Source organism: Pseudomonas sp. LAMO17WK12:I10 (assembly GCF_900215185.1).
Taxonomy (GTDB): Bacteria; Pseudomonadota; Gammaproteobacteria; order Pseudomonadales; family Pseudomonadaceae; genus Aquipseudomonas; species Aquipseudomonas chlororaphis.
Genome location: NZ_OBDX01000009.1, coordinates 196035 through 207643 on the forward strand (window position 1 = coordinate 196035; position 11609 = coordinate 207643).

General features: G+C 62.9%; 12 protein-coding genes. 8 read left to right on the forward strand and 4 right to left on the reverse strand.

Annotation, left to right across the window (positions count from 1 at the left end; all coding sequences use genetic code 11):
• Nucleotides 1–139 precede the first annotated feature (139 nt).
• Nucleotides 140–694, forward strand: a complete 555-nt coding sequence (locus tag CRO75_RS13010; protein ID WP_009043361.1) for an N-acetyltransferase — start codon at nucleotides 140–142, stop codon at nucleotides 692–694.
• A gap of 288 nt (nucleotides 695–982) precedes the next feature.
• Here the strand turns inward: CRO75_RS13010 and CRO75_RS13015 are convergent, their stop codons facing one another.
• On the reverse strand, nucleotides 983–2305 hold the full coding sequence (locus CRO75_RS13015; protein WP_097135789.1) for a sigma 54-interacting transcriptional regulator: 1323 nt from the start codon (nucleotides 2303–2305) through the stop codon (nucleotides 983–985).
• A gap of 240 nt (nucleotides 2306–2545) precedes the next feature.
• Here CRO75_RS13015 and CRO75_RS13020 point away from each other — a divergent pair, with 240 nt between their 5' ends.
• The 7 genes from CRO75_RS13020 to CRO75_RS13050 all read left to right on the forward strand — a co-directional run bounded on the left by CRO75_RS13020 (nucleotide 2546) and on the right by CRO75_RS13050 (nucleotide 9257).
• Nucleotides 2546–3430, forward strand: coding sequence for an MBL fold metallo-hydrolase (locus CRO75_RS13020; RefSeq protein WP_097135791.1), 885 nt, complete (start codon nucleotides 2546–2548; stop codon nucleotides 3428–3430).
• 34 nt (nucleotides 3431–3464) lie between these two features.
• Nucleotides 3465–4742: an FAD/NAD(P)-binding oxidoreductase gene (locus CRO75_RS13025; protein ID WP_097135793.1), complete on the forward strand. Its 1278-nt coding sequence runs from the start codon at nucleotides 3465–3467 to the stop codon at nucleotides 4740–4742.
• A complete protein-coding gene (locus CRO75_RS13030; RefSeq protein WP_097135795.1) occupies nucleotides 4739–5563 on the forward strand; it encodes a sulfite exporter TauE/SafE family protein in 825 nt (274 codons plus the stop codon). The genes CRO75_RS13025 and CRO75_RS13030 overlap by 4 nt, the downstream gene beginning before the upstream one ends.
• A 198-nt stretch (nucleotides 5564–5761) precedes the next feature.
• Nucleotides 5762–7336, forward strand: coding sequence for a DUF2235 domain-containing protein (locus CRO75_RS13035; protein WP_097135797.1), 1575 nt, complete (start codon nucleotides 5762–5764; stop codon nucleotides 7334–7336).
• Nucleotides 7336–7989 (forward strand): DUF2931 family protein, encoded by a 654-nt coding sequence (locus CRO75_RS13040; protein ID WP_085531413.1) that lies wholly within the window; start codon nucleotides 7336–7338, stop codon nucleotides 7987–7989. The genes CRO75_RS13035 and CRO75_RS13040 overlap by 1 nt, the downstream gene beginning before the upstream one ends.
• A gap of 77 nt (nucleotides 7990–8066) precedes the next feature.
• On the forward strand, nucleotides 8067–8720 hold the full coding sequence (locus tag CRO75_RS13045; RefSeq protein WP_097135799.1) for a DUF2931 family protein: 654 nt from the start codon (nucleotides 8067–8069) through the stop codon (nucleotides 8718–8720).
• Between the two features lie 66 nt (nucleotides 8721–8786).
• The gene (locus CRO75_RS13050; protein ID WP_097135801.1) at nucleotides 8787–9257 is read left to right on the forward strand and encodes a GNAT family N-acetyltransferase; all 471 of its coding nucleotides are present in this window, start codon (nucleotides 8787–8789) and stop codon (nucleotides 9255–9257) included.
• Nucleotides 9258–9356: 99 nt separating this feature from the next.
• Here the strand turns inward: CRO75_RS13050 and CRO75_RS13055 are convergent, their stop codons facing one another.
• From CRO75_RS13055 to CRO75_RS13065, 3 genes are all read right to left on the reverse strand, one after another.
• Nucleotides 9357–10043: a hypothetical protein gene (locus CRO75_RS13055; RefSeq protein WP_097135802.1), complete on the reverse strand. Its 687-nt coding sequence runs from the start codon at nucleotides 10041–10043 to the stop codon at nucleotides 9357–9359.
• Nucleotides 10043–11017 (reverse strand): hypothetical protein, encoded by a 975-nt coding sequence (locus CRO75_RS13060; protein WP_097135805.1) that lies wholly within the window; start codon nucleotides 11015–11017, stop codon nucleotides 10043–10045. Before CRO75_RS13060 ends, CRO75_RS13055 begins: the two co-directional genes overlap by 1 nt.
• Nucleotides 11018–11337: 320 nt before the next feature.
• Nucleotides 11338–11609, reverse strand: a 272-nt coding sequence (locus tag CRO75_RS13065) for an IS3 family transposase (protein WP_143503916.1), incomplete at its 5' end; no start/stop codon positions are given.

The window sequence follows — 11609 nt, forward strand, 5'->3', positions numbered from 1 at the left end:
CAGAAACTACGACCACGGCGCTTCGCCATCGTGCCCTGGAGCCGATGCGCCAATGCCAGCGGAGTACTGGAGCCTCGCCTGCGCAGAGGCTAAGCTGCCGCACCCGGCCCAATCCGCCAATGCCATCAAGGAGTGAAGCATGATCACCATCCGTGAAGCTGACAGCCGCGATATCGATGCCCTCCAAGCCATCGGATGCGCCACCTACCGCGAGCATTTCTCCTCGATCTGGACCGCTGAAGGCATACAGCAGTTTCTCGACCAGGACTTCTCCCTCCATACCCTACGAGACTCTCTTGCCGCCAAGAGCGAGCATCTGTGGCTGCTGGCCCTGGACGAGCAACAGCACCCCATAGGTTTCGCCAAACTCAACTGGGCGCGGCCCACTCCGGGCAGCGGCATTCCCGGTGCCGAGTTGCAGAAGATCTATCTGCTCAAATCCCAGGCCGGCAAGGGGCATGGTCGCCGCTTGCTTGAGCATGTGCTGCAGCGCGCCACCGATGCCGGTGAACCCTGCCTGTGGCTGGACGTGCTCAAGAGCAACATTGGCGCCCAGCGTTTTTATGCCAGCGCCGGCCTGCGTCAGGTAGGCGAGGTGCCCTTCAACACCGACCTGGAGCAGATAGGGATGTGGGTGATGGCTTGCGACCTGCCCGGCCGCAGCAACCGCTTGTCACCCCGCTCGCCCCTGTAGCCGCTGGCGCAGCCTGCGATAGACCCGCAGGGTCTCCAGCGCCGGCAAGATCGCCGCGAGCGTGCCGCTCGATCGCAGCCTGCGGCAGCGGCTACACAAGCATTGAGCAGGGCCGGAATATCGAGGGGGCGCATATCCCTGTAGCCGCTGGCGCAGCCTGCGATAGACCCGAAGGGTCTCCGGCGCCGGCAAGATCGCCGCGAGCGTGCCGCTCGATCGCAGCCTTCGGCAGCGGCTACACAGGCATTGCGCGGGAGCGGAATGTTGAGGGGGGCGATATGCCGTGGCTCAGGAAATGCCCAGGGCTTTCAAGCGTCGGTACAGGGTGCGCTCGCTCAGGCCCAGGGCCTTGGCCAGTTCGCTGCGCGAGCCTTCGAACACTTCCAGGGCATGGGCCAATTGTTCCAGGTCCTTGCCCGCGCGGCGCCGGCTCGGCGGCGTTGTGGCGGCGCCGCTGCCGGCGCGCAATTCCTCGGGCAGGTCCTCGACGCGGATCACCCCGTCGTCGCTGAACAGCCGCGCCCGTTCGAGGATATTGCGCAGCTCGCGGATATTGCCCGGATAGGCATACAGGCCCAGGCGCTCCAGGGCCTCTGGCGCGACCCGCGGCACCGCGCCCGGCGCCAGGCGTTGCAGCAGGCTGTCAATCAGCAGCGGCAGGTCGTCGCTGCGCTCGCGCAGGGCCGGCAGGCGGATCGGGAAGGCGCTGATGCGGTAGTACAGGTCCTGGCGGAAAGTGCCGGCGGCGACCATTTCCTTGAGCGGCTTGTGAGTCGCCGAGACCAGGCGGAAGTCCGAATGCACGGTGCGCAGGCTGCCCACCGGGCGAAAGCTGCCAGACTCGATCAACCGCAGCAGCTTGACCTGCATCGCCAGCGGCACTTCACCGATCTCGTCGAGAAACAGGGTGCCGCCATGAGCCGCCTCGGCCAGGCCGATCTTGCGTTGCAGGGCGCCGGTGAAGGCGCCCTTCTCGTAACCGAACAGTTCGCTCTCCAGCAGCGACTCGGTCAGGCCAGTGCAATCGACCACCACCAACGGCCCGCCGGCACGTGGGCTGCCGTCATGCAGGGCGCGGGCGAACAGTTCCTTGCCGGTGCCGGACTCGCCCTGCAGCAGCACCGGGATCTGCGACGGCGCCGCCCGCTGCAGGGCACTCAAGGCCGCATTGAAGGCCGGCGAACGCCCCACCAGCCCCTTCTGCTGCGGTTGCACCGAGGCCACCGCCACCGAACTCAGGCGCTCGACATAGGCCACCACCTGCCCCGTGTCGCCGAGGATCGGCCGCAACTCGACGTCCACATGCTCCGGCCCGCGCGGGGTGTGATGGATATGCAGCAGACGCTCCGGCAGGCGGGTCTCGAAGGCCTTGCGCATCGGGCAATGCTCGCCGGCCTGGTCGCAAGGCACCGCGAACTGGTGGGACACCCGGTAGCACTTGGCGCCGACATGGGGTTTGCCCTCGACGCCGAACTGGCGCTGGTAGGCGGTGTTGGCGGCGAGGATGTTGTAGTCGGTGTCCAGCAGGATCGTCGGCTGCGCGTCATGCTCCAGATAGGACATCAGGGCTAACATTTCAGGATTGGCGAGGGCATTCGGGGACTGGGGCATGGCAACTCCTGGGCGTTGCGCGGCAGCTTAAACCATGGGCCCGGGTTCTGCCATTTCCTGCCATAAACTGCCAATCGACTGCCACCTACAATTGACAGTGACAGCCAGAACGCCCACCCCAGGCCTTTGAATTCAATGAATGGGCGGTAAAAGCAGCGCGCGCCGGTTGGCACGCTTATTGACAGTCCAAGGGACGACTGCCCGCCTTGGCCGGCGTCACCCTATTGTTCGGAGAGCCCCATGATCATCGGCGCATCGCTGTGCGTAGAAGCCTTTTTTGACAGCCAGACGTGGACCATCAGCTACCTGGTGATGGACCTCGACACCCGGCGCTGCGCGCTGATCGACAGCGTGCTGGACTACGACCCCAAGTCCGGCCGCACCCGCACCGAGTCCGCCGACAAACTGATTGCCCGGGTACGGGAACTGGACGCCCAGGTCGACTGGATCCTCGAGACCCACGTGCACGCCGATCACCTGTCCGCCGCGGCCTACCTCAAGGCCCAGCTCGGCGCCCGGGTGGCGATCGGCAACCAGATCACCGTGGTGCAGCAGGTGTTCGGCCGGCTGTTCAACGAAGGCCAGGGCTTTGCCCGCGACGGCAGCCAGTTCGACGTGCTGCTCGAAGACGACAGCCGCTTCGCCATCGGCAACCTCCAGGCCCGTGCCCTGCACACCCCCGGCCATACCCCGGCGTGCATGACCTACCTGGTACAGGTCGCTGAAGAGACCGTGGCCTTTGTCGGCGACACCCTGTTCATGCCCGACTACGGCACCGCCCGCTGCGACTTCCCCGGCGCCGACGCGCGCACCCTGTACCGCTCCATCGGCAAGATCCTCGCCCTGCCAGCGCAGACCCGGCTGTTCATGTGCCACGACTACCTGCCCAACGGCCGCGAGCTGCAATACATGACCACGGTCGCCGAACAGCGCGCCCACAATATCCATATCCATGAAGGGATCGACGAAGACGCCTTTGTGCGCATGCGCGAAGCCCGCGACGCCACCCTGGAAATGCCGGTGCTGATCCTGCCGTCGGTGCAGGTCAACATGCGCAGCGGCCAGTTCCCCGAGCCCGACGACAACGGCGTGAGCTACCTGAAGATCCCGCTGAACGCCCTTTAACACCTATAACGCCACTCCACCAGGAGACGCTGCCATGCGCCCCATTTCCCCCATCCCACGAGCCGTCAACGGCAGCCACCAGGTGCTGATCGTCGGCGGCGGCGCGGCCGGCATTGCCACCGCGTCCAGCCTGATCAGCCGCGAACCGCACCTGGACGTCGCCATCATCGACCCGGCCGACACCCACTATTACCAGCCCGGCTGGACCCTGGTCGGCGCCGGGGTGTTCCGCGCCGAAGACACCGCCCGCAGCATGGCCTCGCTGATCCCCAAGGGGGTGAAGTGGATTCAGGCGGCGGTGAGCAGCTTCGAGCCGGAGCACAACGCCCTGCTGCTCAACGACGGTCGTGTGCTGGGTTATGACCAGTTGGTGGTCTGCCCGGGCCTCAAGCTCGACTGGAACGCCATCGACGGCCTGAGCGAAACCCTGGGCAAGCACGGCGTGACCTCCAACTACCGCTACGATCTGGCGCCCTACACCTGGCAGCTGGCGCAGAACCTCAAGCAGGGCCAGGCGCTGTTCAGCCAGCCGCCGATGCCGATCAAATGCGCCGGCGCGCCGCAGAAGGCCATGTACCTGTCCTGCGACCACTGGCTGCGCAACGGCCGGCTGGGGCAGATCAACACCCGTTTCCTGAATGCCGGTGGCGTGCTGTTCGGCGTGCCGGACTATGTGCCAGCGCTGATGGAATACGTGAAGAAATACGGCATCGCCCTGGATTTCGGCCACAACCTGGTGGCGGTGGACGGCCCTGGTAAACGGGCGACCTTCGTCCGCAACGGTGCCGATGGCCAGCAGGAACGCATCGAACTGCCCTTCGACATGCTGCACGTGGTGCCGCCACAGACCGCCCCGGACTTTATCCGCAACAGCCCGCTGGCCGACGCCGCCGGCTGGATCGATGTCGACCCGCACAGCCTGCGACACAAGCGCTACAGCAACATCCATGGCCTGGGCGACGGGACCAATACCAGCAACGCGAAAACCGCCGCGGCGGCGCGCAAGCAGGCGCCGGTGGTGGCCACCAACGTGCTGGTGAACCTCAAGCGCCTGCCGACCCGGGCACAGTACGACGGCTACGGCTCCTGCCCGCTGACCGTGGAGCGCGGCAAGATCGTCCTCGCCGAATTCACCTACGGCGGCAAGGTCGCGCCGAGCTTTCCGGCCTGGCTGCTCGACGGTCGCCAGCCGACCCGGCGCGCCTGGTGGCTGAAGGAACGCATCCTGCCGCCGCTGTACTGGCGCGGCATGCTCAAGGGCCATGAATGGCTGGCGCGGCCGAGCCTGGTGACGGACCTGCCGGAATCATGAGTGAGTACAGCTTGCTGGGCGCCGGGCTCGGCGCACTGATCGGAGCGATTCTGGCATTGACCGGGGCCGGCGGCGGGATTCTCGCGGTGCCGCTGCTGGTGTTCGGCCTCGGCCTGAGCATGGTCGAGGCGGCGCCCATCGGCCTGCTCGCGGTGGGCCTGGCGGCCGCCGTGGGCGCGGTGCTGGGGTTGCGCGAAGGCATCGTACGTTACCGCGCCGCCGGCTTCGTCGCCGCCATCGGCATCCTCATGGCGCCCGTGGGCCTATGGCTGGCCCACCGCCTGCCGAACCTGCCGCTGGCCCTGCTGTTTTCCGCGGTGCTGCTGTACGCCTGCGGGCGCATCCTGCTCAAGGCCACCCGCGAACTGCGCCACGGCCAGCCGGCACCCCGCGCGGCCTTCCAGCCCTGCGTGCTCAACCCCTTGCAGGGCCGGCTGCGCTGGACCCTGCCCTGCGCCCGCGCGCTGACCGTCACCGGCCTGCTCTCGGGGCTGCTCTCCGGGCTGCTCGGGGTCGGCGGCGGCTTCGTGATCATCCCGGCGCTGACCCGCTACACCAACCTGGACAGCAAAAGCATCGTCGCCACCTCCCTGGCGGTGATCGCCCTGGTGTCCGCCGGCAGCGTGATCACCGCCAGCCTCAGCGGCGTGATGCACTGGACGGTGGGCGCGCCCTTCGCCATTGGCGCGGTGCTGGGGTTGATCGCTGGCCGTCAGGTCGCCCGCTACCTGGCGGGGCCGCGGTTGCAGCAGCTGTTTGCCTTGGTGGGGATGCTGGCGGCGGTGATGCTCAGCCTCGGCGCACTCGGCGCCTGGCACTGAGCTCATGAACTCGCTCCCACTGTGGGAGCGAGCTTGCTCGCGATAGCGTCCACTCAAACGACAAAAACATCCCGGCAATAAACCGTTCCTACAACCAAATCAGCCACTGCGTCGCCGCTTGCAGAATCCTCCTAAATCCCTGCCCCGCCATTCCCGGTACGGTTTCCAGCGCCCCTTTCGCCTGAACCAGGACCTGCCATGGCCAGCAACGGACCCGGGCCGATGCCCAATCTTCTACGGCCCGCCAATCCCAACCAAAGCCCCGCCGAACGCGCCGCCGAAACCGACCAACCCAGCTACGGCGAACAGCTCTGGGCCCAGTACGAGAAATACGCCAAAGAGCCTGCGCCACCGCCTGAAAAGGTCCAGGTGGCGCTGCGCATCGGCGTGTTCTTTGACGGTACCGGTAACAACGCCAGCAACTCGGCCATGGGCCAGCTTTGCGGCGCGCAGCATGCCATTGAAACCAGGGATATCGATGGCAGCTGCAAGCCGTATATGAGGGATCCGGAGAGTAGTTATGGGAATGATGTGAGCAATGTTAAGCGGTTGAGTGATTTGTACTATTCCACTCAGACGCCTGAGGGTGAAGGTCTGCAAAAACGTGCCTTTCACTCCATTTATATCGAAGGTATCGGAACGCGGACTGGCGAAAAGGACAGTCTGATTACCTCGGGAACAGGGCGCGGCGATACGGGAATATCAGGATGTGTGCAGAAGGCATTTATTGCGATCAAGCAACGTATTGGTCTTTTCTTCGAGCAGAACCCGGACAGCGAAATCTTATCCCTGACCTTTGACACTTTCGGCTTTAGCCGAGGCGCCGCAGCGGCTCGGCACTTTGCCAATGAAGTCGTGCGCTGGCTGGGGCCGCTTGAACTGATTCTGCACGACCACTCCAATGCCTTCAGCCCCCGTTTCAACCGGCAGTACGGCCACGATGTTGATATGGGTTTTATCGGCCTGTTCGATACGGTGCCGTCGGTTGCCGGCGTGAGTAATCTGGGCAACGTGCGCAGCGCCATTGCTCCGGGTATCAAGCTGCACCTCGACCGCCGCTACTTTCGCTCAGTCGTCCAGTTGGTCGCCCGGGATGAGCATCGATCCAACTTCGCCCTGAGCCGAGTCAAACCCGACCATATGGAGATCACCCTGCCCGGTGCGCATTCGGATATCGGCGGCGGTTATCTGGATGAGGTGCAGGAATGTGTACTGGTCAGTCCGATGCAGGCGCTGGAGGTACCACTCAATACTGACGTGACCCAGACCTCGATTTACCGGGACGCAACCCAGATCAGAAAACGCTGGTTGGCCAAGGGCTGGCCCGCACAATGGCTGGAAATCATCACACCGGAGCCGATGGTTCTGCCGCAGAATTCACAGGATCGCCTCGGCTTACGACAAAAGCGGGTGTATGTCGGTGTACAGCTCAAGAGGCCCATGAGCAACAAGCTGGCGAAGGTGTATCTGCGCGTCATGTATGAACTGGCCAAGGAGAACGGTGTGCAGTTCGAGGACATCCCAGAAACAACCGAATATGCGATTCCATTGGAGCTTCAAGCGCTTTGTGACAGATTTATCGCCGGTGACTACAGTACAACTCCAGCCGAGGAGACCCTGCTCAAGCTGCGTTACATCCATCTCTCGGCCCACTGGAACCACCCGCTTGGCAAGCAGGATGGCGGCAGCCTTAAAGTCGTCTATATCAACGCCCCCACGGCGGATGCCGTGCGTGTGCAACACCCTCACGTACCTGACTGGACGCTTTGGTAATGAGAGTATTCATCGCCCTCCTGGGCGCACTGCTGTTGACTGGCTGCCTGGCCAGCGATCCACTTTCAGGTAAAAACGACCCAAAAAACCCTTGGTGGGAACTTGGATTTACCGAACCCTATTACATGAAAGTCTGGGTCGAGGACAGCGCGGTAGAGGACATCAACGGAAAACAGTTTCACCGCACGGGTGGGACTGCTGCGGGTGGCCGCCCTGGTTACAAAAAGGAATGGGCCAGAGGTTGGGACGGAGTTGGTATTGATGGCAAGTCCGTGGTCGGTGCCGACCTGCCCAAACGCATTTTCGTGCGCTGGCAATCGGTGGTTGAACCGCAAACCTATCGGGTATGGATCGACATCCCGGAAGAGGCCCGACAGATCATGCGCAAGACCACCGCCCGTCGGTGTCCAGAAACGCCACAGCAAACCGCCAGCTATATGGCCTCAGTCAATCTGGGATTGGCGCCAGGGGGCATTGTTCAGGTCTGGGTAAGAGATGAATGTCATCACCCGATCAAAGTCACCCGCGTCCAAGCCGACGTTGAGCCTTTAGGGCCGAGCCAAGGCAAAACCAATGGCCGTTACGCCTACCAGATCAGTGAAGAGTCCAAACGCTACATAGAGAAGTACGGCATTCCCTATGGCAGTTGGTAATCAACTTCCTTCTGTATATGAAGAGCAGGTTGCTAATAAACCCTATCCACTCATGCAACTGACTGGACGCTTTGGTAATGAGAGCATTCATCGCTCTGCTGGGTGCACTGCTGTTGACTGGCTGTCAAGTCACCCACCCATTATCCGGAAAGAATGACCCACACTTGCCTTGGTGGAGCCTGAACTTCACCGAGCCGTATTACATGAAGGTATGGGTTGAAGACACAGCGGTAGAGGATATCAACGGCATACTGTTCCGCCGGACTGGCAGTGCTTCTGCTGCTGGCGGCAACCCAGGCTACAACAAGGAATGGGCCAGAGGCTGGGATGCCGTTGGGGATACTGGCAAACCAGTGGTGGGGGCTGATCTCCCGAAACGTATTTTTGTCCGTTGGCAATCCGTGGTAGAGCCACAGACGTATCGGGCGTGGGTGGATATCCCGGAAGAAGCCCTACAGATCATGCGCAAGGCAACTGCCCAACGCTGCTCTCTGTACCCTGAACGTAGCTCTTCTTATCTGGCATCCCTCTATTTGGGGCTGGCCCCTGGCGGCATAGTTCAAGTGTGGATCAGAGATGAATGCTATCGTCCGGTCAAGGTCGCTCGTGTCCAGGCGGAGATTGAACCGCTGGGACCGCACCTGGGTAAATCCAACGGACACTATTACCCGCTACCCGAGAACTCCAAACGCTACATAGAGAAATACGGCATTCCCTATGGCAGTTGGTAACCCCCCCTAGCGAACAATCCCCACCAAGGCTAGTGTCCAGACCTACCCCTCAAAGGACTCCTCCACATGGACTGTGAAATCCGCCCCGCCCACACGCAGGACGCCGACGCCATCAGCCGCCTGATCATCGCCGCCCTGCAGACCAGTAATGCCCGGGACTACCCCGCCGCGGTGATTGCCCAGGTACAGGAAAACTTCAGCCCGCACGCCGTGCGCCAGCTATTGAGCAAACGCCAGGTCTGGGTGGCACAGGCGGCCGGTGAAATCGTCGGCACCGCCAGCCTCGACGGCCCTGTAGTGCGCTCGGTCTTCGTCGCCCCGGATAGGCAAGGCCAGGGCGTCGGCCGCCAACTGATGGCCGAACTCGAGCGCCAGGCTCTGGGCGCCGGCCTCACCCAGCTGACCGTGCCCGCCTCGATCACCGCCGAAGGCTTCTACGCCAACCTGGGCTTTCGCACCCTGCGCGAGCAATACCACGGCGAAGAACGCACCCTGATCATGCAACGCGAGCTGGGTCAGACAACGCACACCCTGTAGCCGCTGCCGAGCAGCGCGAGGCTGCGATCGGCTGCGCAGCAGTCGCCAAACCTGCAAATACGATCTATCTGAATAGACACCAAGTCGACCGACAACACCTCAAGGCAAAGCCTCAAACCGCCCACTCCCCTCATTCCACTGAAACCCCGGCAACTTGCAGTCGCTCAAACTGAGCCGCAGGCTCTGCCCCTCGGCCTGCACCTGCAACATATCCACCCCTTGATACAGACAACCCGGCGCCGCCAGCGTCAGGGTCTGCAGCGGTTTGCCGCTGGCCTTGTCCACCACCTCGATCGCCGTTATCCGCTGGTCATTGCCCTGCATCGGCACCTGGAAATACCAGCGCTTGGTGGATGCGCTCTGCAACAGCGTGGTGTTCGGCTGCGGCCACGAACGGTCCGAGTCCACCAGCGCCACCAGCTTCAGGCTGATGGGCAAGGTCTTGCCGGTGCGATAGCTGGTCCAACTGCCACGCACCTGCTCGCTCTGGCGGCTGACCATCAGGTCGTTGAACTGCAAGCGCGCCACCGGCAGGCCCTGCTCGTCCAGCTCGTCCATGGCCAGCACCTTGTTGCTGAAACTGAAGGTCGGCTTGAGGCGGATCGGCGTGCGATAGCGCTGGTAGGCATAGGTCCCCTGGTACAGCGCGTTCTGGCTGCCCAGCGTCAGCACAATGGCCTGCTTGCCCAAGGTGCCCTGGTACACCCCATGGGCCGCTTGCGCCGGCACTAGCCACGACACCAGCAGCACCGCCGCCAACCCGCGAAAAACATTAACCCGCCGCATCAGAAACGCCCCTCGAGAGACTGAATGAATTCCAGCCGGTCAGGGCTGATCACGCGGTAATAGTCCCTACGCTGGGTGCCCGCACTGAAGTTGATAAAGTCCTGCTTGCTAAACTCCATCTGCCCGCCGGCAAAGCGCACAGTGCCCTCGACGGCCAACTGCTCCAACTGCGGATGGCGCAGATACGCCTGGGTCTGTGGGTGGTACAGGTAATACTGGGTCGGCGCGCACAGCACACTGCCGTACGGGCCGTTCAAGCTGTAGCCCTGCACCTGGAAATCAAGGGTGGAATCGGCATCGAAATGCTCGAAGGTCAGGGTGCGGGTCCCGGTCGGAGCCAGGCACCACTGCCCGCCCACCTCCTGCACCACCTCGCCGGTAGCCCGGCTCAGCACCCGGATAGTGTCCACCCGCCCCCTGTCCTCCCCGGCATTGCGCACGGCATGCACACTGAAATAGAACTGCTGGTCGGCCGCCGGCTGCAACAACTCACCGTCAAAAGCCTCGCGCTGACTCCCGCCAAAACGCATCACCCGCTGCAACTGCAACGGCTGCTGTACGCCCGTACGCAAATCGACCAAGGCCCCCTGCAACGCCTCGGCCCCCTCGGCAAAGGGCTGCAACGACACAGCCGCCGCCGGCAGCGTCGGGTTATCCATGATATTGATCAACAGCCCCCTGTCCGGCCAAAACGGCGTGAGCTCCAAAGGCATCGGCAAGCGCTCGGCCCCGCTAAACCAGTAGCCGGACATCCCGCCGCCATATTGCGAGTCATACACCAGTGCCAGCTCCACCGGCGTATCGCCGAGCGTGCCGCGATAAGTGGTGACCGGGTTGGCGCTGGCCGTGGGCACACTCAGCGCCCAACCCACTAAAAGCGCCGGCGCCAACCGGGATAGAAAATGCCCCAGGCGAGACACACCACCCCGCGTCCCTGCCCCTACTCGCCTCCCGCCACCAACGGACTGGGTCATGCCTGCGCTCCTTGCAATGGGTAAAAGGCGCGCAGGATAGCAAAGTCTTACGCCCTGTAGCCGCTGCCGAGCCCGCGAGGCTGCGATGGGGCGCGCAGCGCCCCCAAACCGGCACACCCCGATTATCCAGCTACACCTCAACAGCTGAATGGCGTCACGGCCTGGACCTGCGGTAACCGCTACGGAGCGTTAGCAACCATTCTGCTTGCGACAAGGATCAACGACTCAGCCTCGCCCTACCCACAATCGAGACCTTTCCTACAGCCCCGCCGTTGTTCCTAAAGCAGCCCAGACCTATAGTTTGAATCGCCCCGGATTCTCTAGACACCTTGCAAGCTCATTGCGTAACGCTTTTCAAACTCTACCGGTGACAGCTGATTGTTGAAACTATGACGGCGTTTTGCGTTGTAGAACATCTCGATGTAGTCGAACACATCGCTACGAGCATCTTGCCGCGTGGTGTAGATTCTCCGCTTGATACGCTCCCGCTTTAGAAGCTGGAAAAAGCTCTCGGCTACGGCGTTGTCATGACAGTTGCCTCGGCGACTCATGCTGGCAACCAAATTATTCGCCTTCAAAAAACTGCGCCAAT

Excerpts from the sequence above, each read along its gene's own strand:
- CRO75_RS13010 (WP_009043361.1), top strand. The coding sequence starts at position 140 with ATGATCACCATCCGTGAAGCTGACAGCCGCGATATCGATGCCCTCCAA.
- CRO75_RS13015 (WP_097135789.1), bottom strand. The coding sequence starts at position 2,305 with ATGCCCCAGTCCCCGAATGCCCTCGCCAATCCTGAAATGTTAGCCCTG.
- CRO75_RS13020 (WP_097135791.1), top strand. The coding sequence starts at position 2,546 with ATGATCATCGGCGCATCGCTGTGCGTAGAAGCCTTTTTTGACAGCCAG.
- CRO75_RS13025 (WP_097135793.1), top strand. The coding sequence starts at position 3,465 with ATGCGCCCCATTTCCCCCATCCCACGAGCCGTCAACGGCAGCCACCAG.
- CRO75_RS13030 (WP_097135795.1), top strand. The coding sequence starts at position 4,739 with ATGAGTGAGTACAGCTTGCTGGGCGCCGGGCTCGGCGCACTGATCGGA.
- CRO75_RS13035 (WP_097135797.1), top strand. The coding sequence starts at position 5,762 with ATGGCCAGCAACGGACCCGGGCCGATGCCCAATCTTCTACGGCCCGCC.
- CRO75_RS13040 (WP_085531413.1), top strand. The coding sequence starts at position 7,336 with ATGAGAGTATTCATCGCCCTCCTGGGCGCACTGCTGTTGACTGGCTGC.
- CRO75_RS13045 (WP_097135799.1), top strand. The coding sequence starts at position 8,067 with ATGAGAGCATTCATCGCTCTGCTGGGTGCACTGCTGTTGACTGGCTGT.
- CRO75_RS13050 (WP_097135801.1), top strand. The coding sequence starts at position 8,787 with ATGGACTGTGAAATCCGCCCCGCCCACACGCAGGACGCCGACGCCATC.
- CRO75_RS13055 (WP_097135802.1), bottom strand. The coding sequence starts at position 10,043 with ATGCGGCGGGTTAATGTTTTTCGCGGGTTGGCGGCGGTGCTGCTGGTG.
- CRO75_RS13060 (WP_097135805.1), bottom strand. The coding sequence starts at position 11,017 with ATGACCCAGTCCGTTGGTGGCGGGAGGCGAGTAGGGGCAGGGACGCGG.